The organism is Bacteroides luhongzhouii (assembly GCF_009193295.2).
Taxonomy (GTDB): Bacteria; Bacteroidota; Bacteroidia; order Bacteroidales; family Bacteroidaceae; genus Bacteroides; species Bacteroides luhongzhouii.
In genome coordinates, this window is sequence record NZ_CP059973.1 from 2,359,351 (window position 1) to 2,381,728 (window position 22,378).

Genomic DNA, 22,378 nt, shown 5'->3' on the forward strand with positions numbered 1-22,378 from the left:
TATGAAGAAAAACTTGTTAATCGTCGTTATCCTGGCTGTGTGCTCCATTGAAATGGTAAAAGGGCAGACAGTAGCGGATTCATTGGCAATTGTATCTGCTTGTTGGAAGATAGAAAATCCTCAAAAAGGAATTGTATATAAGTATGCTTCTATCCCTCAATTATATCAAGGTCCCCAATCTATCAGCCTGATAGAAATTGATCCTGTTGCAGGTTTGAAAGTCGGTGTTGCCGTTTCGGATAAAATGAAAGAAACAAGTAAGATTGCTTCTGAATATAACGCCATTGCAGCCATTAATGGCTCCTATTTTGACATGAAACGGGGAAACTCGGTCTGCTTCCTGAAGACGGATCGCCAGGTTATTGATACAACGATGCAGAGTGAGTTTAAACTGCGTGTTACAGGAGCTATTAATGTGCGCAAAGGGAAGATAAAGTTAATCCCTTGGAGCAAACAGATAGAAAAGGAATATGAAGGGGAAACAGGTATAGTACTTGCTTCCGGTCCGCTGATGCTGAAAGACGGACAGATTTGCGATTGGAATTCATGTGGCACGAATTTTATCCGAACCAAGCATCCTCGTAGTGCTGTTGCCACCACTAAGGAGGGGAAAATATTGTTGATAACCGTAGACGGACGTTTCCCGGAGCAAGCCGAAGGAGTGAATATTCCGGAACTGGCACATTTGATTCGTATTTTAGGAGGTGAGGATGCGTTAAATTTGGATGGAGGCGGGTCTACTACCCTTTGGCTGTCCGGTGCATCGGATGATGGAGTTGTTAATTATCCTTGTGATAATGGGCGGTTTGACCATGCTGGGGAGCGTAAGGTGCCTAATATTCTTTGTATACATTAATACTACTCTTTAATGAGAGTATTTATTTAGCTCAATAACGGATGGGAGAGTGCTTCATCCAACTGTTTTACAGTTATGAGCATAATCGTGATATATTCTTTCCTCCATAAAGTTGAAAAAACATAGAAGTATCTGCCGCAGGTATCTGTAACGCTCCAACTGTTTGTCAGCTAGCGTATTACGCGCTTTTTGTTGCAGGTGGCAGATACTTCTATGTTTATTCAACTTTATAGTAGGCAAATGTGGTTCAAGCCAGTTAGTCTTTTATCTTGCGTAACTTCGCCTTTTTGATAAAGAACTTGGCTAATTCTCTTCCTGCTTTGGCATACGTTTCCTGAACGCGATACCCGGAAGTGAAATCAGTACCCCAAAAGTTGTTGGCAGAAGCATTACGGATTCTGATAGAGGCTACTTGCTCACCTGTTTCAATCTTCTTCACTTTGCAGCTTAGGTCGACAGATGCATTCTGACGCATGACACCCACATTCCAACCCGGCTCGGTGAAGTCTGTATTGATTTCGATTCGATATTGAGCACCTTCCGTACCTGCTGTGATACCAACTTCGCTCATATATTTATCGAAAAGTTCCAAGAACTTTGGCTCAAATCGTTCTTTACGGTCGCCATACCAGGCAGCTTTCCATTGATCTCCTTTGCCCTCTTCTTTTGCATTATATTCGGAGCTTTTTTTATCTACATATTCGCTTTCTGTCAGTTTTCCTACCAGCATTTCGTCATAAGAGAAAGTGAATTGTATCACTTGTTGGTCCTTGATGAAGTCGATAGTTCCTGAAGTCATAACAATGCTTTGCGCAAATGAAAATGCAGTAATGCAGCTCAATAGTAGAAGTGTTGTGATAGTCTTTTTCATGGTTCGAATTTGATTTATTGTTTGTTTGTTGTTAAAAGGTACAGACAAACAGTAGATTTAGAATTCAAAACCGAATCTGACTCCTACTCCGTGTAACTCCCATGTATCATCCCAGCTGTCATGATAATAATGACCTCCATAACTGTAACTATAATCAGTTGTGGTGTCATAATCTTGGAAATTGTACATCAAAGCTAAATTCAAGGCCTTTTTCCCTTTTAAAGAAAAACGTACTCCTACTCCTATCGAAGCATACGCTCCTTCTATGTCTCCTACAGCATATCCGGTTTTTACATCGGCAAAAGGCGTCACTCTTTTGTTGATGAAGTTAGCCCTGAAGTTAGCATAGATTGGCGCTGCAACAAGATCAGCATCCGTATAGTAGTTGAGAGCAACACCACCACCAACGAAGAAATAATTATTGAATTGATAACCGTGTGAGGTTGATAATTCAATTTTGGAGGCATTGTAGTCGCTGACATCACCGATGTATGCAAAGTCCACGAAACCTTTATAGCCTTTTAATGTATTTCTTGCGGCTTTGCGGTTGTTGGCCTCTTTGCGGTAATCTCTTGTATACCGTTCTTCTTTAGTGATTTTCTCCACATCACTCATCTGACAGATGAGGAGGCTGCCATCACTTGTTTTAATTTTTAAGGAAACATTGGGTACTTGCTCAATGATAACCCCTTTGATAATGCTGCCATTCTTTAAATACACTACTTCTGTGTAATTTTGTGCTGCGACATAAGTACTGATACTTAACAGTAAAGTCAGCAATAATAGTAGTTTTCTCATGTTTATATATATTATTGGTTTATAATTTCTTGAGTGCGCTATAAATAGAGCCTGCCCAGTAGTTGCGCAATCCGAAACCACGTGCTTTTCCATCTGTTATCCATTCTTCAATGATCTCCTTTGTTTCAGTATTGAAGAATACGACTTCATACGTACCTCTGGCGTTTGATTTATCCAGGAACTGTGCGATAAATACCATACCTATGCCCGGCGTTTTCTGAATAGGTAATGCTTTGATAGCCGCTTTGATTTGTTCTTTACTAAGGCTATATTCTCTTTTGGTAGTCATCAGTTCCGCCACGTTGATGTTTTCGTTCACTTGATTGACTGCATCCAGTGAGATTTCCGTTACTTCTTTTTTCAACTGTTTTCCTACGTTATACTTTTTTGCTTCTGTGATGAACAGCTCATTGATACGTCTGAAAGCATCTTTGAATTGTATCGGTGATTCATCTGCACCGAAAACTTTAGCTTGGGAGTAGTCCACTCCATAGAACTTGATAGACTGAATGTCTTTCAATGCACTCTTGCCTTGTCCAAAACAGAACAGGCTCGTACTTAAGAATAAGAATAGAATAAGTTTTTTCATATACGTTAATGTTAAAGTGATATAGTTGGTTTACTAACTTCCAAAAGTAGGGAAAAATTATCGTAAATCAATGAATTTTATCGTTTTTCGACTCATTGGAGGCATTTGAATTTTTGCGATGTATTCTGCCGACTCAAAATTAATGCTTGGAGCCACTCTGACTTTCGAACGAAACAGGTCTTTTATCTCCTTGGCAAAACCTTCGCTGCGGTTTTCACTTCCGATACGGATCAGAATTTCATCCGTCCCCAATTCGTTGGTGTAGACTTCAATGATGTAATTCTTTACCGAAGGGATATTGTCCAGAATGTCGAACAATGCAGGTGGATACAAAGTAGTCCCTTTATATTTAATCATTTGCCCTTTTCGTCCGAGAATGGAACTAAGGCGAATCGTATTTCTTCCGCAGGCACAAGGCTCGGTATGATGGTAACAAATATCACCAGTCTTGAAGCGGAGCAGCGGCATACCTTCTACTCCGAGCGTCGTGATCGTCACTTCGCCAGCTTCTCCCTCTGCGACAGGACGATTATTGTCATCCAAAAACTCTACGATGATAAGCTCCGGTTGCAAATGCCCGCCGTGGAATTCGCTACATTCGGTAAAAGACGACTGCATTTCGGTGGAAGCATAGGTGGAATATAGCTGTAAGGCAGGCCATTTGTCATGTATCTTCTGTCCGAGCGTATTTAACTGAAACTCCTGATTGCGCAAAGCCTCACCGATACAGATACATTTCTGCATCGAGCACGCATTATGGTCGATATGATTCTTCTCGGCAAACTCTATCAGTTTGATAAGGAAAGAAGGGACGACCATTCCACAAGTCGGATGAATCCGGCGAATCGTGTCCCATTGCAGTTCGGGGATGCCGTTACCTACCCGGATCACTCCCATGCCGAGTTCGCGTGCTCCCATATAATAGGCAAGTCCTGCCATGAAGCGGCGGTCGATGGTAGTCATGAGTTGCAGAATATCCTTTTTACTGCATCCGGTGGTGGTGAAAGACAGGTACTCGTTGTAAGATAAACGGTCCAGGTCCTCGGAAGTGAGAACGAAAGTCACCGGATCTCCCAGTGTGCCGGAAGTCGTTACATAGTCAATGATTTGCTCCTTGTCTACACAGATGAAGTCGTCGTTATGAAGTTGCAAGTCTGTCTTGGTGGTGACAGGTATTTGTTGCAGGTCTTCAATCTTCTTTATCTGATTGATGTCAATGTGGTGTTCTTCGAACATTCGTTGGTAGAACTTGGAGTGTGCTTGCAGGTAGGTCAACGTTTGGGTTAACCGTTCTTCCTGATAGCATTTGATCTCTTCCGGTGAGCGGAACTGAATTTCAGGATTCTTTTCCATCTTTGGATTGTTTTTGAATTTTCTGTTGGATACGTTCTTTCTCTTGCAACTTGGGAATCGGTTTCTTTAATGCTTTTTGCCAGTATACGATGGCTTGTTGCGGTTGCTGCATAGCCTCGTAATAATTTCCCATCACTTCATATACATAATATAGAGAAGGATTAGAGGCTTCGTATGTTTTTAAAACATGCTCTTCTATTTTCTCCTTTTTTCTGATCTTCTTCAATAGGAGCGGAGTTAACTTCTTATAGGTAAGAAGATGCTGGAACTCCGGTGTTTCGGCGAATTCATCTGCCGGAATGGTCAGGTTAGAACTGTATATTTCGTGTTGCAAGTTAATCGTGTCGTTAAATATCTTATTCAGGTCATAAGCTACATACTTTCCACATTGCCAGGGAGAGGTAGATACCCACATCAATCGTTTTTCCGGTTGGAAGATAACGGAATGATGAGCAATGAATTGATTGATAGCCATTTCGTTAGCCAGTCCCAAGTCCGCATCTTGCAAACCCTTGTGGTTGCGCAGGATGGAGGCGGCTTTAGAAGCATCTATCGGCAGATTCTCATTGATGAGTTCTTTCAATCGTGCAAAACGGTATGGACTGTCCGAAGTACGGATATTTTCCATGTTTCGTTCATCCTTACTGAATTCCTTCGATTGGTAATGATTGGTGCAGATGAGCCGGTCGGCTTCTTTTCCTTTAAAGAGCACTGTCTTCTCCGGAGATTTCTCAATGATAGCGGCTTTGCCATCTTTGGCAGAACCTATCAAGATGGATTCGGAAACGAATGTCTTCCGTTTCTTAGCAATGGCAAAAGCCTCATCAATCGTTGACGCATATTGCAGTATTTCTCTGGTTAGAATGGAAATAGGAGTGGCGGAACCTGTTGGAACAGCAGACTTGGCGGCATTGATCGTGACGGTCAGCCCCGTTTCGTTCATGCCGGATAGTACGCCTATCATACCGGGCCATCCTACGGAAGCGAATTTATAACCTTGATCCGGTGTATAAAAAGCCACTTGCTTATTTTCTGCGAAGGCATCTCCCACGTAGAAATCGAAGTTGCGTCCGATCAGTAGAGACGAATCGGCGCTTTGTGTTCCCCAAGTGGCAAACGAACTGCATCCCACTAACATATAATCTTGCATGGCATGTCCCAGGTCGTGTGCCGAATGGTAATTCAGCTGACGTTCGTAAGGAGTGCCGATAAAGTCGTATTCATGGGTACACGATAGCGAGATTCCGTAGATCTCGTCGCGGTATTCTTCGAGGACGTTCTCACCCAGATGACGGTTGAATAAAACGATGAAGAACCGGAGGAACTTCAGATAACTGTCTGAAGGAACAATCTCACGAATCTGATCGACAAATACTTTCTCCTGATAATGAAGCAGATCAGAGGAAAGTTTGCCGATGGCTTCTCCTCTTTGAAAGGCATCCCCTTTCACAAACAACTCCCACAATCCGCTTTCGCTGTGGCGCAGGAAGTTGCCGTCATAATATCGGAGGTCGAGAGTATCGTTGTAGAGTACTTCTGCCGGAATCATGGTAGTAGTATCTGCATGAGACACTTTTGTCATGATGATACCAGGTTCATGTTTCGGTGTCAGCATATCTGCTGAAAAGTAGAGATAACAGACTCCGGCTATCAATATCACGAGGAACGACAGAAGAACGTAGCTCGTGTATTTGAATATCTTTTTGATTGTTTTATGCATTTCCTACTTTTTTAGCCAGGTATTCTTGTCCCACAAATTCCGCACAAGTGAGCATGGAAGTCAGCGTTACCCCCAGTGCGCCATGCACGTTCAGGTTTTGACCTGTGAGAAAGAGATTACCCAACCGGCTTCGTGTAGACACAAAACCGATTTGCGGACATTTATAATCTTTGATAATTCCGTATGCGGAACCGTCCACCGTTCCGGTATAGTCGCGATAGCTCAACGGAGTGGTGGTATGAATCTCTTCTATGTTGTCGGAGAAATCAATGCCATGGCTCCGGATAAAGCGAAGCAGCTGTTCCGTCTTTTCCTTTTTGAAGGACCGGTAGCTTTCTCCCCGGTGTTCGGGAGTGGTGTCTTTCCATGCAGACAGTTCGTCCATATACATCGGTGTCAGGATTGAAATAACACTGGCGTATTGACTGTCTTCGGAAGAGGCTTGCATTGAAATCATGCAGTTGGTGGTCCGTCCTGGATAGATCTGCTTGTCATACCACACTTTGTGATCTCCATGCAGATAGAGGTTACGGTTTTGGTACGGAGTGCTCTTCTTTTTCATTACCAGATAAAGCGTGAAGATGCCGTATGTGTTTTCGAGCGAACGGATGCGGGATATGTAGGCGTTCTTGATACTACGGTTTTTATCCAGTATCTCCAGGGTTCGTTGAGGGTGCATGTTGGAAATTACATAGTCGCTTTCCAACCGCTCTTCGCCGTTGATGATGACTCCCTGTACTTTTTCGTTTTCAACGATGATACGGGTGGCTTCACTGTTGTTAAGTACTGTCCCTCCATTCGCCCGGATCACGTTAATCAATTCCAGGCTGACTTGCATACTGCCGTCCACAAAACGATAAGCTCCTTCGATGTAGGAATGGTTAATCATGGCATGTTCGTAGAAGGTGGAGACATCTTTCAAGCCTCCGTAGAGCAAGGCCGAGCCTGCCAGTACATTTTGTAAAGTGGGGTCCGGAGTAATATCCGCAATCAGTCCTGCGGCGGAGGTGCAGAAGTATTTCATTCCTTCCAGGGCAAGTGTGCCCTGTTTCAGATGGTCTACGCTAATCAAGTTACCAACAGTCTGAAGCTGTTCGGCATAACGTTTCAGGTTTTCTTTTTCATGCGGGAAGGACCGGCAGATCGTTTCGATGAATTGCGGATACCCCATTGCATAATCGTATGTTTTTCCTTTATAGTAGATTGTATCGAAAGCCTCATCGTCCAAACGTTTCAGCTTTAGTTTGTCCATGATGCCGAAATAGCGGAAATACTGATTCATCACTTGACCTTCATCCAGGCTTCCTACATAATGAATGCCTGTATCGAATAAATGTCCTTTTCGCCGGTAGGTTTGAAAGCATCCGCCGAATTGCGTGTTTTTCTCTACGACGCATACATTGAATCCTTCTTTACTAAGAATCGCTCCACATTCCAGTCCGCCAAGGCCGCTTCCGATAATGATGATATCGTATTTACTCATGTTCGTTCGGTTTTCTGAATATATAAATAGTGTTCGAGGTATATTTGTCGTTAGGAATGATTTCTACATTCATTCCGCAGGTGACTGCTATTTTCCGCAGTTGGTTTTCTGTGGTGAAATGCAATTCTCCGGCAGTCCGGTTGAAATTGAAGATACGGGTGGATAGCAATTCCGTGAACCGGGTCAGCCGGTGTTTGGAAGTATTTGCCGAGTTTCCGTCGCGTATGATAATCATTCCCTGCGAACGCAGCCGGTCAGCGCATTTCAACAGCAAAGTCCGTTGATGTTCATAGCTCATATAGTGAAGCATATCGTTCAGGATAAAAACATCGCTTTCCGGTAGCGGATATTCCAATGCGTTGCCGTGCCTGAACTGGAGATGTTCGTTGCGTAACCATCCGTGTTGTGCCAAGGTTATTTTATCCTCATCGTAATCAATTCCTAAAATTTCCCGGTCTTCGGAAAGCAGAGACAGCATATAACAGAGCGGACCGTAGCCGCAGCCGATGTCTGTAATTTGCCCTTGGACGGGAATCAATCGGTTGAACAGCCGATAGTTTCTTTCCATCTTCACCTTGATACGGATATACCATTCAACGACCGGTCCTTTGTATATATAGTTTTGGATCAGAGCTTCGTAGAAAGCAGGATTGTCCGTCGTGTTCTTTTCCCGGCAGATACGGGCGTAACCTTCCTTCATATAGGCGGATATGCGTTTGGTGCGTTCCTGGTAGGTGGTTCCGAAAGAAAGGTCGTCTGCCGGTATACGGGGAAGTATTTCCGTGTAGATGATTCCTTTGCGGATATTGAAAGGCTGTGCCTTTGCAATGATTTTGTTGTTGCCGTAGAGGAGGATCGGAAGAATATCCAGTTGCAATGTTTCTGCCAGGTAGAAAGCTCCTTTGTGGAAACGTTTCATCTTTCCGTTGTAAGTGCGTGTACCTTCGGGGAAGATAGCGATGGAGTAGCCCTCTTTTACTTTTTTCCGCATCCGTTCCATATATTGTTCGTAGCCTTCGCCTATGTAATAGAAATCGACATAGCGGATGATTGCTCCGAAGAAAGGAGAATGCCATACCCAATGGTTGGTTACCATCAGGATTTTAGACGAAAGAGACAGCAATACCAGAATATCGATGAACGACTGGTGGTTGGCGATAATAATTGCCGGATGCTGAAAACGTTCGTTAGCTTTGTTGATATGTTCTTTTTTGACGGCAGTGGCCAACAACAGAATCCCTTTACAAGTGATTTGTATCAGTCGGCATACCAAACGTTGCTTGCTGCTTTTCCGCACAGGCACCAGATAAAGGACAGCGATCAGTACACGGAGGAAGATACAACCGATAAAGAAAAGCAGGAAGAGCAACACGGTTCGTATCAGCCCGATAAGCGTATAAGGCGGCAATCCTTTGGAAGCGGGTCCTGCAATGAAGAACCGGAAAATGAGTGGCTGAATGGTATAAGCTACCAACACCACTGCTATCATGCCGAGAATGGAAATCAATGAAATGGATTGCAAAGCCGGATGCTTGGCAAAAACAAGTGCTCCCATGCCGACAACTGTGGTGAAAGCAGAGAAGAAGATGGCTGTTTTGTGAGAATTCAGTACCTTTTGGCCTGTACGGTATTTGTTTTGTAGCCCGTCCATAATGAAGATACTGAAATCGTCTCCAATGCCAAAGATAAAGGTGGACAGGATGATGTTGATGATGTTGAACTCAATTCCCAAAATTCCCATCAATCCCAGGATGATTACCCAGCTGACCAGCATCGGGAGGAAACTCATCAAGGTAAGTTCGATACGTCCGTATGAGAACCATAATGCGAAGAATATCAGGAAAGAAGAGATATACAGAATCAGGTAAAAGTCGTCATTGATGGCAGATACCCATTTATTGGCAAAGTAGGAACGGTCGAAGATGACTACATCCTGGGCTTTGCTGAAGTTCTGATACACGGTTTCCTTATTCTGGTCGCTGATCCGTATCTGGCTGATAAGCATGGTGATGGAATCGGCAGAAGTTTGCCATTCGTTCAGTAGCTTGCCGGATAAATCGTCTTCTTGAGCGGTGTAGTGATATTCACCGAAAGGTTGGTTCAACCATTGATAAAAGGGCTCGAAGCTTCCCGGACGGAAACGATATTCAGCGGCAGCTGTTTCCAGCTGTTCACGGATTTGCTGTTGTTTTTCATCTGTCCAGTAGTCTTTCCATCTTTTCAGGCGTAGCTGTTGCTCTTGTGGCGAGATCAGAAATTGTGAGGCGGAAGCATAGTCTTTAATCAGTCCCTGATCTTTCAGTGCCAATAACTTCTGATTGGTCATTGCATAAGTTTCGGTGGCCTGATTCATGTCTTTGCCTACGCTGACAAAAAGCACTGTCTTTTCGTCGCTGTCGAAGAGCTGCATTAATTTCTCTTCTGATTGTTTGAGATGTTGAGGCTCATAATTGAGGTTCATCATGTCGTTGTTGAAGCCGACCTTTTGTGAGGTAAACAAACTGATAATTGTAATGAGGAGAATACCACCTACCAACCATTTATTCTTTTCATAAGAATATGCGTTTATTTTCTCGATGATGCGTAATACGCGTCCTTGTTTGACGTCTGCCTGTCCTTTCAGAAAATGAGGCAGGTAAATGAGGCAAAAAAGAGTAGTACCCACCAATGCCAGGGAAGCGAACAACCCGAAATCGCGTAACAGATCGGAACTGGTGAATATCAATCCCATGAATGCACCGATGGTGGTGAAACTACCTACTGTAAGCGGATAGGCTATCTCTTTAATCAGTTGTTGCACGGTGGAAACATGGTTCTGATGTGCCAACATGTGGATGGAATAGCTTAGTGCAATACCCATCACTGCCGAACCGGCTCCCACGGCAATGGCCGATATACTTCCTTTGATAAAGAAAATCAGAAACAGGGCGAATAATCCTCCGAAGAGTACCGGAGTAATAATTAATGGTATCGATCGCTTCCGTTTAAACACGAGTGAGATAAACACAATGATGATAAGCAGTGCCAGTGAGGAAGTCAAAATCGTATCTTTCTTGATCTGACGGGCGTTGTAGACTCCTACGGAGGGACCGCCGAAATATTCGACTCGAATGGTAGGAGATTCTCCCTGTACGTGTTGGAGTTCTTCTTCGAGTATTTTTATCAGTTCGTCATTCTTTCCGGTACTGCCTGTGCTGAATACCGGGGTAATGAACATAAGCAAGGTGGAACCGTCTTTGGAAAAGATGTGTTCGTCATAAATCTCGTAGTTGGCTTCCAACTGGAAATCCTGCAAATGTTTCAGGGCTTCACTTCCCAGTCCGAGCGGGTCCCGGAGAATATAACTTCTTAATGCGATTCCGGTAGGAGAGAGGAGATTGGTATAGTTCTTCTGCATGATAGCTTGTATACCTTTCTCTGTCAATAGGGAATCGAATCGTTGATAATCCGTATCTGTCAGGAAAAGCGGGAGATGCTCGTAGACAAAGTCTGTGGCTCCTCCGATGAGGCTTTGGTCTACCTGTGCGAAAATTCCCTTAATCAGGGTTCCTCCGGCTTTTTCAGTCAGGGTTTGTTGCAGTTGTCCGGCAGCTTCTATCAGGGAATCAGGTTCTACCCGGTGACATGTATCTGCCGAGGATAGCATAATGATAATCTTATCCTTGATTTTGAGATTGTCGAATACCTTGATTGTGTTTTGGGAATCTTTGGTGTCGGGGAAGAATTGTGTGATGTTCTCTTCGAACCTTACTTGCAGGGCAAAGAACCCCATCAACAGGACACAACTGATGAGTGACAAATAGAACAGAATCTTGTGCCTCTCAAAATAATCATATAGTCCGATAAAAAATTGGGTCATATCTTTTTTTTCCTACACGCCGTGAGCAGAATGAACGCGATGGTTCCTGCCAGTATGCTGCATACGACTGCAAAGATAACACTTCCTATTAAATATTGCTCTATGACTGATTTTACATTTTCAAAAGAAAGTTCGTTTAAGTGTAGGTTTACGGGTTCTCCCAGTACTTTACAGCCGGTTACATAACTTCCGTACAGTAAAAATGGTATCATCGGAGGGATGCTGATGTTGGCTGCTACAATAGCTATGACTTTGTTTAATCGGAACAAATGCGCCAAAAACAACGTAATCAGCATTTGATATCCCCATGCCGGAACGATGCCCATAAATACGCCGAGCATGATGGCTGCCGTAATCCGCAGGTTAGATTCGGGGGAGTGGGTGATGTGATTAGAGAAAAACTGCTTGCAATTCTTCCAGGTCAGTTTACGAAAGAAGTTCCGTGGTACAATCCAAAGGAAAGTGACGAGTACCAGTACCGTATTCAGAATACTGATACGGGTGAAATCACGGAACGGGCGGAAATGAGAAACCCGTTCTTCCTGTGGCGGATAATAAACGTGTACCGGAATATTTTTTACGGGATTGCCTCCCCATGCTGCAAAAACAAGTGCTTCCAGTTCGAACTCATATTTGGCAGTGTAATACCACTTGTCCACATTCATTCGTTGGATAGGGTAGAGGCGGTAACCGGATTGCGTATCTTGCAGTTTGATACCGGTTTCGAGGGTGAACCAAAAGTTGGAAAACTTATTGGCAAAGGTGTTCTTTCCCGGCATATTGTCCGAGGCCAGATTACGGGAGCCTACCAGTAACGTGTCCGGTTCCTTTTCTATGGCTTCAATCAATACGGGAATGTCCGAAGCGAAATGCTGTCCGTCGGAATCAATGGTGATGGCATATCGGAATCCTTGCTTCTTTGCGAAAGATAATCCATGTTTCAAAGCTACCCCTTTTCCTTGATTGACAGGGTGGGTGATGATGTGAAGATTAGCTTCCTGATTCAGTATTTCAGGTGTTTCATCCGTTGAACCGTCATTGACAACAAGGATTTCCGGTGCATAAAAACGTATACTTGCTATGACTTTTGCCAGTGTCTTGCCATTGTTGTAACTCGGGATGATGACGATGATCCCTAATTGTTTCAACTTTTCGTGCCAATAGGCTGTACTTATTTGCTCCTTCATGCTTTTGGGGTAAGTGCAGCTTTTAGTTTAATGAAACATTCATCTTTTACCGTGCTTTCCTCCTTTATAATGCTTCCTTTTTCTGTGACCTCCTTTACAATTTCTTCTTTTGCAATATCCTCTTTCACAATGCTTTTATTTACAGTATTTCCCTTTATAGTACCTTCCGCCTGTAACTGGAGTTTGCCTTCTTCTGTTTCTTTGAGAATCAGTACGATTGCTATCCGAGGCGTTTCTATAGGATTGATAGCCGAAAGAAATTTGCAGGAAGATACTTGTGTTATTTGCAACTTTTGCTGACGAATATTTTCTGCACATTCCTTGATAAGTTGCAATAGACAAACTCCGGGAACTACCGGATGTTCAGGAAAATGTCCCTGATAAACAGTGTGGTCAGGATTCAACTCTATCTGAATAGTCCAGGTAGTTGAATCCGATGACTCGGAGGAAAGGATAGTATAGAAGTTATCAAGTAGCATATATTAAATTTCTTTAGATAGTTTATCCAGACGGATCGTTAACCGTATCCACGGATGTTTGATTTTTATTTGTGCCGGATCACCCGGAGTGTCGCCGGTAATGTAGACCACTGATTTTCCAAAGCCTTTTCCACTAATTCTTTTTTGGGTAGCATTGTCTTTGGTGGCTTTCACACGGACGTCTTTTCCATTTAAGAACAAACGCCTGAAATCCATCTCTAACAGTTTCAATACCTTTTCTTTTTTCATGGGTTCAATGCAGCTGTTGACATTAAATTGATCGTTGCGAAGAGAAAAATCGAAAAGGCTTAACCCGAAGTAGGTAGACGCTACGATCCGGATTTCGTTATCAGGCATACGGCGTACTATCAACATACCACTCATGTGATGTTTCATGAAATCTAGTTGGATATTGTATTTTTGTGATCCTTCTCCTTGCGTCAGTTCGATAGCAGGAGGCACAGTACTGCCTTCCCCACTTATTCGTGGAGAGCAGGACGTTTGAACCTGTATTCCTAAGAATAGCAGAACCGTCAGGCTAACGAATCGCAAACTTCGTCCCATTCTTCAGAGAGTTGAACTTTTTATTATAGAATTCGTATTCTGTGTAGTTTGTAGCTGTTTCGGACAGGCGGAGTTTGTGTACTGACATATCTTTCTTATCCAAATAAATTTCGATACCGGCAATATAGGCTTGTACTGCTTTGTTGGTCGGCTTTATTTTCACTAAATAGTATCGTGCGTCTTCAAAATATTCCAGCTGGTAGTTGGATGACATCTTAGACAGGTCACCTATCATACACGCAGTCAGCATATCCTGCATCTGTGCCATCATTTTGTTCGAACTCAGGTTCATAATACTTTTCTTGCCATCCGATACGATTTTGAGCTTACTCCCGTTTATCACGATGAGATAATCCATCGGGTGGAAGTATTCCATACAGATTTTATTGCTCTTTTGGTAGTAGAACTTTCCTTTGGAAGTAACTTTTTCGTCGAATACATCGAGATATTTGATTTGGGTAAAATCGCTTTCGATGGACTCTACGGTTTGTGCCTCCTTTGCCAGGCGATTTTCAAACTCGGTCTTTTGCACCATCTTTTTCATGCTTTGTGCATGGACGGCGGCGATAGACAAGAAGAAAAGCGATAAATAGATTATAAAAGTTTTCATACGTTTTTATTTTATGCCAATAGTTTGTCCAAACGGACAACGGTATATCCCTGTTCTTTCAGCAAATCCAGTATTTGTTTCACTAACTGGTCGCTGTCGGGCATCCGGTCGTGCAACAGAATGATGGCTCCCGGTTCAAGACGTTTCCGCGTCCTGGCAAGTATTTTGTCCGGAGCTGACTGTTGTGTATCCAATGTACGGATGCTCCAGCCTATCGAAGTATATCCTAACTGTTGGACAGCTTTCGCAACCGTAGGATTAGTGACACCGAATGGCGGACGAAACAAAGTAATCGGTTGCGAAGTTACTCGTTCTAGTTCACACTGACAAGTTTGCAGGTCTTTTTTCATCTTGGAGAGTCCATATAACGGGAATAAACCGGAATGGCTATATGAATGATTTTCAATTAGATGCCCTTCTACTATCATACTTTTCAACAAAGCTTCATTCCCTTTTATCTTGTGTCCGATACAAAAAAAACAAGCAGTTGCCTGATATTCTTTTAGTACCTCTAATACTTTGGGCGTTTGAATGGGATCGGGACCGTCATCGAAAGTCAGGGCAACAACCTTCTCCGTTGTGTGTTTTTTGCAAAACGACCGGAGATAAATTCCCGACTGGATGCTATAGGAAGCATAAACGAGAAAAGACAGTATCAAGAGCAAACATAAAAGGAGGCAAACAATCATCATACGTTTTTCCGAATTAGAATCAATGAGTGATTGATGGAGTGGTGATGATTATAAATCAATATATTGGTAGGGATAGTGCAGTTTGCTGATGCCTTTACTACTTTCCATACGGCATACGATGAGGCGGTAGGATATTCTCCACATTCGTCTTTAAAACTAAGATGAATACTTTCCGGGAAAAGGTATGTTTCAAGCTTTTCATAGATAGAGTTGTTTTCATTCATTATATTCTTCTTAGTTATCATATCTTTTTCATCTATGATACTCTTCTCATAACCAGTAGTTTGTTCGTGAGAATCATCTTGAAGGGATTGTTTTTTATTCTTTCCGGTGACTAACCATTGAATATCCTGACAGTTTAATCCGTTTCGTTGTAGAAAACGAATAATTCGGGAACTGATTTCTTCTGTCGTATGTTGCCCCGTGAAAGTTTCAAGTCCTCGTATTTCTGCTAACGGATGCTCTCCGGCTTCCCGGCTTAACAGGAAAAATTGAGCGCCTTCTCCGGCTTCTATTCCTTTCAGCAGTCCCAAACGTTGCTGAATGATGTAACTGGTTTCTGTCATTTCGTCGATGGCGCCCACCAGTATGTTCTCGCTTCCTTCTCCTATTTTCATCATGGCATCCAACAAAGCACTTTCAAAACTTAGTCCGCGGTGAACATAAGTCATGTTGTAAGCATGTATTTGATGAATCAGAGCTATTTGTGCACCAATCGTATTGAATGTCGATTGAATAAAAGGAGTAGGATTCAGCATCCGTTCTTCATTATCTAACAAGTTGTTCAGGAACTTTTCCGTATCAACCAGGCAGCCCAGTCCTGTGGCTGTGATAATTCCTTCTATCTTTTCGGGAGATAATTCGCCCATACATTCCAATCCGCAAGCTACTCCCATTTTTACAATACGGCTCATGCGCCTGCGCAAAGTTGCATTGGTAATAATATTTTTATAATCGGGTTCACAAGCCTGAAGAAAAGGACGGTTTGCTGAAGTTTCGGACGAATCATTTACTTTCGGATTATTTCCTTGTGAATGATTTCCTTGTGGATGGATGGAAGCGACGCGTTGGATATAAACAGACTGCATAGGCTCAAAAACTTAAAGGTTCGTTCGTTTTGGAAAATTCGTTGCGGAAAAGAGGAGTGACGAGTCGTTTCCTCCGAAGCCGAAAGAATTGGATAATACATGGCGGATCGGCAATCCTTCCTGAAAAAACGTTTCCGGTATCAATCCTGTTTCTGATTTTACTCCAATTTCTGACATCAGCTCTGTTTCTGGTATAGCCTCCGTGAAGTTTAGATTCGGATAAATCATGCCTTTATCTATGGAAAGAACGGAGTAGACAGCTTCGATTCCTTCAGAAGCTCCTAAGGTGTGTCCGATAAAAGCTTTTACCGAACTAAATGGCGGAACATGTTCTCCGAAGATTCTTCGCAATGCCATACCTTCCGATGCGTCATTACCGGGAGTACCTGTCCCATGTACGTTGATATAATCAATATCTTCAGGAGAAATGCCACTGGAAACGATGGCTTCGCTCATTGATAGAAAGGCGCCATCTCCTTCGGGAGAACTTCCTGTTTGATGATAAGCTTCATTTGTATTAGCGTAACCGCTTAGTTCACAGTAAGGAGCTCTTTGCAGTGAACTTTCTGATTGAAGCACTAAATAACCCGCGCCTTCTCCCAAATTTAATCCGGTACGCGAACGGTCAAAAGGACGACAATGTGCTTTGTCCAAAATCATGAGAGAATTGAACCCATTGAGAGTAAACCGGCAAAGTGCATCCGTACCTCCGACGATAACAGCATCCAGTTGCCCGTGTTTAATCATTCTTGCTCCCAACATAATAGCATTGGCTGCTGATGAACAGGCTGTACTGATCGTAGTTATAAAATCATTGATACCCAGATACGAAGCTATTAATTCTGTGCTGGCTCCGCAGTCGTGTGAAATCACTTCCCGCAATCGTCCCTGTTTCGGGTTTTTCTTGAATGATTCATAGAAACGCTCGCTTAAATCCATACCGCCGACAGAGGTGGCGGAAATAAAACCGATACGTAACGGTTGTGTGAGTCCTGCATCTTTCATTGCTTCTTTGGCGGCTATCATGCCTAGCAATGCTGTGCGTGGTATTGTACACTGCGGAGGTAAAGATAATAGTTGTTTAAGTTCTTCATTGCTACGTTTCACTTCAGATACGGGTACATCGAGAGCAGTCGGGAAAAGAGTTACTTTTCCGATGCCATGCTTTCCTTGTTGTAGTGCCTCTATATTTTCGGAAACTCCGATACCGATGCCCGAAACAACTCCCAATCCGGTGACGTAAATCTTCATAAGTTAAGCTTTACGATTAGCAATGATGTAGTCAGTCAGTGTACATACCGAGTAGAAGATTTGTTTGCCTTCACTGGGATTCTCTATTTTAATACCATATTCGCGTTCCAAAATCAGGATGATTTCGAGTGCGTCAATGGAGTCAAGGCCAAGACCTTCGTCGCCAAACAGAGGGGCTTCATCGTCAATATCTTCCGGAGTGATTTCTTCAAGGTTCAACTCTTCGATTAGTTTACCTTTCACTTCGTCCATCAGTTCTCTTTTGGTTTGATCTAAATTATTCATAAATCGTTGATATATTATTAAGTTGTTTAAATTCTGCTTGATAATGTCCGTCCAGTAGTTCGCACCAGCCTATGATGCATGTGCGTAACTTACCTTTCGCCATCACAATTCTTGCGTAATCCTCTAAGGAAGCAACGTCGGATTGCTGGCAGACAAAGAATGTATTCTCTCCCTGAATTTTGTGTCGAATACAGATTTCTCCCAATACTACATTGGGGAGAGTGTAGACAAACACGGCAGGACTGGCGGCTTTATCTCCTTCTTTATTGATGATAGCTTGATGTTTGCAGTCCGTATCTAAAGAGGAAGATGCATTGGCTAGAATGATTCCAATCTCTTTCGGCTGGTAGTTGGTATCTTTCAATAAATATCCGGCAGCTACATATCCCAGCTTACAAAGATTATCCATCTTGTAGAACTTCATATTGTTTTCTCCCAGATGCTTGTATGCTTCCCGGATAAACGGCGCAAAGTCAGTCTCCGAAGAATTGAATATAGCTGTTCCTTGGTTTTCTATCACTCCCGGTTTGATCGTGACTATATTGGCTGATTCCACGACAGCTTTGCAAAATGCCGGAGAATCGGTTTTCTGTTTCAAATGAGCATCTGGGAGAGATAATACCAGTGCGGCATTACAGCCTCCGAAACCGGAAGCGGTTTTGATACAGCATTTCATCGGCATCGGCTGATGAGTGTTATAAACGGTGATAGGCATGGGAACACCCAGTGTCTCATATCCTAAAGTTCCGTAGTATATTCCTTCTTTTAGTTGCTCTATGCAGAGTATGGTTTCAATAATGCCTGAAGCTCCTAATGTATGCCCGAAATAAGGCTTAAGACTATTCACCGGAACTGCAGACAATCCTGCCAAATGTATGGCTTTGGATTCCATTTCGTCATTATAAACCGTAGCTGTTCCGTGTGCATTGATAAAGCTGATATCTTCAGGAAGTGCTCCGGCTTCTTCCATTGCCTGATTGATAGCCAGCGCCAGTCCGTCTCCTGTCCGGGAAGGACCGGATATATGGTTGGCATCATTGCTGATCGCTCCTCCGGATAGAATAATATGATTTGCGTTTCCTTGCGTTTCTAAAAGAACAGCTCCACAGGCTTCGCCTAGACTTAGTCCGTCCCGCTGTATATCGTATGGCCGGCATCGGTGTGCGCTGACTGACCGGAAAGACAGGAAACCGCTGGTAATAAAATGAGAAAGAATATCCCCGCCAGCGACAATCACCCGTTTGTAACGCCCTGATTCTATCCATCTCTTGGCAACAACCAGTGCCGAGACTCCAGATATACAGGCGTTGGAGATAACTTCTACTTGATTGGCTGCCTCAAAAAAATGCCCGATTCGTTCTGCCATTTTCCAAAGAAAAGTCGGACTATCGGCTGATAATTCCTGTAAAAAGGAAGGATTGTCAATTGTTGATTGTACAGAATCGCCTGGCTTGTCCGAATTAGTCCTTTTTTCTTGATTGCTCAATAAATCAATATTTCCCTTCGTGGTGGAGAGTAATAAAGCACAGTCCGACTCTTGCAGATTCACTCCCGATTGGGAAATCACTTCCTGAATAGTCAATATAAACAGTTGCTCTAGCCGGGTATAAGAGGAAATATCCAGCTCCTTTGCCCGCTTTTCCAACTGTTCTTTAGCTCTCTTTTCCAATTCGGCAGAATCAATCATCCCTGCCAGAATCGGACTGTCAGAAATCCGTCCGGCTTCTTGCATACGAATCCCGCTTCGGTAGTCATGGATTGCTTTCCTGTTTTCCGAAACGTCGAAACCTAACGAACTAATCAGCGTATGGGCTGTGATGTATATATTTAAAGGATGTTCCATTTCTTTTTCCATTCCAGATAAAACGGAGGGTTGATAAGCTCCAACTCTTTATTCAGGTTCAGGAACACTTGTATGGTGCTTCCGGTAGCCACTACACTCTGGTCGGTAGCCCGATAGATAACGTATTCGAATTTTATCTTGGCTGCCTCACAGGCAAGATAGCGTGTTTCGATAATCGCTTCTTCACCAAAGGACAATGATTGCTTGAACTGACAGGTTAAATCTACGATGGGAACCATGTAGCCTTCCCGGTAAATGCTCATATAATCCAAACCATACTGTTTGCCGAAAGCTTCCCGCCCATCCTCAAAGTAGCGCACGTACTCGCCATGCCATACAATTTGCATGGAGTCAATTTCGCTGAACCGTACTCTGAAAGTAGTCCGGTTAGTCAAAGCTGCAATCTGTTGATTTGTTTTCCGTTTCATTCTTTTTTGATAAATATTTTCATCTTACATTCAGCAATCAGCTCTTCTTCCGTTTTCACTTGTGCCGAAATTAGCGTAATATCGAATACCTCTTGTACGACGGTAATCTCTGTAAATAATTTCATTCCGGTTTCCGGCAAGTTGTAGATTTTAAGTTTGTCTACCGAACCGATAAAACCTAACGGAACTTTTTCACCCTGCCGGGTATAAATAAACCCGATACGTGTAGCCGCTGATTGTGCGATATGCTCGATAATTCCCGGCTCTTGCAGTCTGCCTGCCTCACAAAATAAATTGTCGGTAGTGACAGTCAGTCCGGAATATGAACGGTTTTCTTCAAATCCGAAGAAACTGTCCACCATAACGATTGGCGGACGCTGTGGAATCAGGTTGAGTATTCCTTCTCCTTGTATGACGGCTTCTCTGTTCATTTCAATCTGCATTGTACGATGCTGTGTCCCATTCCTAAATGGTCATGTATTTCTTCGATTTCCAATCCTGCCGCTTCAATGCATCGTTGCATATCGTCCGAATGATACATCTTGCTGTTTCCGTTTGCCATTGCTGTAAAATAGAGGCTGATTTGTGTCAGGCAATAAGCGGCTGTATCAAATTTCTGTCGGTCCCAGAAAGTTTCCATGATATAAAGACGACTCTCCCGGCTCATGGAACGGGCTGCACGGGTTAATATGCTGGTTACTTCTTCTTCCGAGAAACAATCGAGAAACTGGCTCATCCAAATAGCATCGAATCCTGTCGGGAAAGGCACCTCCGGATCAAGTAGATTGGCGCCATGACCATGGATACGTGTAGCTCCGGGCAGCTCTTTAGTTTGTTGATGCATCATTTCCAATTGTTGAGGAAGGTCCATGATGGTTACTTCCACTGTGTCGTCGTAGCTTACGCATTTGGTCGCCCAGCGGCCGGTATTGCCTCCCACATCCAATAAAGTCTTGGGATGACGGGCGAAAACAATCGCCAGTGCTTCATCGAACGAACAATCCGAGTAATAATGATCGAAACCGAACCAGCTCTTTTGTACCTGTGAAGGCAGACTTGACAACCCTTCATAGATGGTACTCCATTCACCGAATACTTTCAGTCCTTCAGGACGTCCGTTGGTGATGGCTTCTTCCAGATGAAACATTCCCTGATAGTTGACATCATGGTTGAAGTCCATATTGACACGTACCATTTTGTCATTGAGCAGAAACCAGCCGGCTTTCGCAAGGCAGTATCGCCCTTCACGCAACAATACGGTGCCGATAGTCAATGATGCCTCCAACAATACTTGTGCGCCATAAGAGGGCAGCCCACAAGCTTTGCTGATTTCTTCTTGCGTCATACCTTTGCGCTCGTCGGCCAATAACTGGAAAATTCCGAATTTAAGCATAAGGCGTGATACCTGAAAAACAATAGGCCCAAAAGCTATTTCTTGTGCCAGGCGTTGTGCTTCTACCGCTGTCAACGGCTCTTTGTCATATTTATTCTGTTGCATCTTTTTGTTTCTCTTTTAAATCCGGTGACTGCTTTCCGGCAGGTTCCCAGAATGGATAATAATTGAACCATTGTTCCGGATAGCGTTTTAGTATCTGTTCCAAAGCAACAGTATATTGTTCGAGCAGAGCCATCTCCGCTTTCTTTTCTTTTGTTCGTACTACCGGTTCCGCTATTATGAAATGAAAACGGTAGGTTCTTCCCGGTTCCCTCATTGCAAAGTAGAATACCACCGGAACTTTCATTCGCGAAGCCATCAGGAAAGGACCGGTAGGGAAAGGAGCTTTCTGCCCCAGTAAAATTCCTGTCAGAAGTTTCTCTTTGTTCAGATAACGGTCGCCTTGGAAACAGACATATTCTTTTTGGTTAATCGCCTCGGTAATGCGGAAAACGTGTGTCAGGTTGTCTTCATTGACAGGGATAATCTTAAACTCCTTGTCCTGACCGTTTTTCTCCAAGAGCTCTTTGATTCTACGATGTTCGGCATCGTACATCACGATATTGATTTTTTTTCCGTAATCATCAAAGAAAGGAACGCCTATTTCCCAGTTTCCCACATGGGCACCAATCATAATCACTCCCTGTTCACTGTTCAGCAGTTGCAGAAACTCCGGATACCGCTCGAATTTGAACTGATATTGATTTACTTTTCCATTACCGATGGCTACCTTGTCAATCAGGATCTGGCCTAATCGGTAATAGTTGAGTAGTAACATTTTCAAAGAACGTATCCTATTGTATTTCAGAATGTGACGGGCATAAAACCAGGTGCTTTTGGTTGCTTTTGGAGCAAACGGTATAAAGTAGAGCACTACCAGGCTTAGAAAAAGATAAGCGGCAGTGATGCCCAGATACTTAATCAGGTAAATAAAGAATAAGTATCCGAACGTTCCTCCCCGGGTTTTGCCTTTCCACGTCGACATAT

General features: G+C 43.3%; 21 protein-coding genes. 1 reads left to right on the top strand and 20 read right to left on the bottom strand.

What is annotated here, in order from left to right:
* Nucleotide 1: 1 nt before the first annotated feature.
* On the top strand, nucleotides 2–856 hold the full coding sequence (locus tag GD631_RS08550) for a phosphodiester glycosidase family protein (RefSeq protein ID WP_143259052.1): 855 nt from the start codon (nucleotides 2–4) through the stop codon (nucleotides 854–856).
* A gap of 256 nt (nucleotides 857–1,112) precedes the next feature.
* On the opposite strand, the gene GD631_RS08555 is transcribed toward GD631_RS08550, so the two are convergent.
* Genes GD631_RS08555 through GD631_RS08650 form a run of 20 tightly spaced genes read right to left on the bottom strand, consistent with a single transcriptional unit; the run spans nucleotide 1,113 to nucleotide 22,376 of the window.
* Nucleotides 1,113–1,727: a hypothetical protein gene (locus tag GD631_RS08555; RefSeq protein ID WP_049701827.1), complete on the bottom strand. Its 615-nt coding sequence runs from the start codon at nucleotides 1,725–1,727 to the stop codon at nucleotides 1,113–1,115.
* 57 nt (nucleotides 1,728–1,784) lie between these two features.
* On the bottom strand, nucleotides 1,785–2,525 hold the full coding sequence (locus tag GD631_RS08560; protein ID WP_143259053.1) for a hypothetical protein: 741 nt from the start codon (nucleotides 2,523–2,525) through the stop codon (nucleotides 1,785–1,787).
* 19 nt (nucleotides 2,526–2,544) lie between these two features.
* Complete coding sequence (locus GD631_RS08565) at nucleotides 2,545–3,114, bottom strand: hypothetical protein (RefSeq protein WP_143259054.1); 570 nt, start codon at nucleotides 3,112–3,114, stop codon at nucleotides 2,545–2,547.
* A 57-nt stretch (nucleotides 3,115–3,171) separates the two neighbouring features.
* Complete coding sequence (flxY, locus tag GD631_RS08570; RefSeq protein ID WP_008641933.1) at nucleotides 3,172–4,467, bottom strand: flexirubin biosynthesis putative acyl-CoA ligase FlxY; 1,296 nt, start codon at nucleotides 4,465–4,467, stop codon at nucleotides 3,172–3,174.
* Entirely contained in the window at nucleotides 4,451–6,187 is a 1,737-nt protein-coding gene (locus GD631_RS08575) for a C45 family autoproteolytic acyltransferase/hydrolase (RefSeq protein WP_143259055.1), read from the bottom strand. Before GD631_RS08575 ends, flxY begins: the two co-directional genes overlap by 17 nt.
* The gene (locus GD631_RS08580; protein ID WP_143259056.1) at nucleotides 6,180–7,670 is read right to left on the bottom strand and encodes a phytoene desaturase family protein; all 1,491 of its coding nucleotides are present in this window, start codon (nucleotides 7,668–7,670) and stop codon (nucleotides 6,180–6,182) included. Before GD631_RS08580 ends, GD631_RS08575 begins: the two co-directional genes overlap by 8 nt.
* On the bottom strand, nucleotides 7,663–11,529 hold the full coding sequence (locus GD631_RS08585) for a 1-acyl-sn-glycerol-3-phosphate acyltransferase (RefSeq protein ID WP_143259057.1): 3,867 nt from the start codon (nucleotides 11,527–11,529) through the stop codon (nucleotides 7,663–7,665). Before GD631_RS08585 ends, GD631_RS08580 begins: the two co-directional genes overlap by 8 nt.
* Complete coding sequence (locus GD631_RS08590; RefSeq protein WP_143259058.1) at nucleotides 11,526–12,716, bottom strand: DUF2062 domain-containing protein; 1,191 nt, start codon at nucleotides 12,714–12,716, stop codon at nucleotides 11,526–11,528. The genes GD631_RS08585 and GD631_RS08590 overlap by 4 nt, the downstream gene beginning before the upstream one ends.
* The gene (locus GD631_RS08595) at nucleotides 12,713–13,195 is read right to left on the bottom strand and encodes an ApeI family dehydratase (RefSeq protein WP_143259059.1); all 483 of its coding nucleotides are present in this window, start codon (nucleotides 13,193–13,195) and stop codon (nucleotides 12,713–12,715) included. Before GD631_RS08595 ends, GD631_RS08590 begins: the two co-directional genes overlap by 4 nt.
* A 3-nt stretch (nucleotides 13,196–13,198) precedes the next feature.
* Nucleotides 13,199–13,759, bottom strand: coding sequence for a flexirubin biosynthesis protein LolB2 (gene lolB2, locus GD631_RS08600; protein WP_143259060.1), 561 nt, complete (start codon nucleotides 13,757–13,759; stop codon nucleotides 13,199–13,201).
* On the bottom strand, nucleotides 13,734–14,369 hold the full coding sequence (gene lolA2 / locus GD631_RS08605; RefSeq protein ID WP_143259061.1) for a flexirubin biosynthesis/transport protein LolA2: 636 nt from the start codon (nucleotides 14,367–14,369) through the stop codon (nucleotides 13,734–13,736). Before lolA2 ends, lolB2 begins: the two co-directional genes overlap by 26 nt.
* An 11-nt stretch (nucleotides 14,370–14,380) precedes the next feature.
* Entirely contained in the window at nucleotides 14,381–15,061 is a 681-nt protein-coding gene (locus GD631_RS08610) for a polysaccharide deacetylase family protein (protein WP_143259062.1), read from the bottom strand.
* Nucleotides 15,058–16,149 (bottom strand): beta-ketoacyl synthase chain length factor, encoded by a 1,092-nt coding sequence (locus tag GD631_RS08615; RefSeq protein WP_143259063.1) that lies wholly within the window; start codon nucleotides 16,147–16,149, stop codon nucleotides 15,058–15,060. Before GD631_RS08615 ends, GD631_RS08610 begins: the two co-directional genes overlap by 4 nt.
* Nucleotides 16,150–16,161: 12 nt before the next feature.
* Nucleotides 16,162–17,400, bottom strand: a complete 1,239-nt coding sequence (locus tag GD631_RS08620; RefSeq protein ID WP_143259064.1) for a beta-ketoacyl-[acyl-carrier-protein] synthase family protein — start codon at nucleotides 17,398–17,400, stop codon at nucleotides 16,162–16,164.
* A gap of 3 nt (nucleotides 17,401–17,403) precedes the next feature.
* Nucleotides 17,404–17,685, bottom strand: coding sequence for a phosphopantetheine-binding protein (locus GD631_RS08625; RefSeq protein ID WP_008020527.1), 282 nt, complete (start codon nucleotides 17,683–17,685; stop codon nucleotides 17,404–17,406).
* Complete coding sequence (locus tag GD631_RS08630; protein WP_143259065.1) at nucleotides 17,678–19,528, bottom strand: beta-ketoacyl-[acyl-carrier-protein] synthase family protein; 1,851 nt, start codon at nucleotides 19,526–19,528, stop codon at nucleotides 17,678–17,680. The genes GD631_RS08625 and GD631_RS08630 overlap by 8 nt, the downstream gene beginning before the upstream one ends.
* Entirely contained in the window at nucleotides 19,513–19,956 is a 444-nt protein-coding gene (locus GD631_RS08635) for an acyl-CoA thioesterase (protein ID WP_143259066.1), read from the bottom strand. The genes GD631_RS08630 and GD631_RS08635 overlap by 16 nt, the downstream gene beginning before the upstream one ends.
* On the bottom strand, nucleotides 19,953–20,387 hold the full coding sequence (locus GD631_RS08640) for a hotdog family protein (protein ID WP_143259067.1): 435 nt from the start codon (nucleotides 20,385–20,387) through the stop codon (nucleotides 19,953–19,955). Before GD631_RS08640 ends, GD631_RS08635 begins: the two co-directional genes overlap by 4 nt.
* The gene (locus GD631_RS08645; protein ID WP_143259068.1) at nucleotides 20,384–21,454 is read right to left on the bottom strand and encodes a FlxJ family methyltransferase; all 1,071 of its coding nucleotides are present in this window, start codon (nucleotides 21,452–21,454) and stop codon (nucleotides 20,384–20,386) included. Before GD631_RS08645 ends, GD631_RS08640 begins: the two co-directional genes overlap by 4 nt.
* A complete protein-coding gene (locus GD631_RS08650; RefSeq protein WP_143259069.1) occupies nucleotides 21,441–22,376 on the bottom strand; it encodes a lysophospholipid acyltransferase family protein in 936 nt (311 codons plus the stop codon). The genes GD631_RS08645 and GD631_RS08650 overlap by 14 nt, the downstream gene beginning before the upstream one ends.
* Nucleotides 22,377–22,378: the final 2 nt, after the last annotated feature.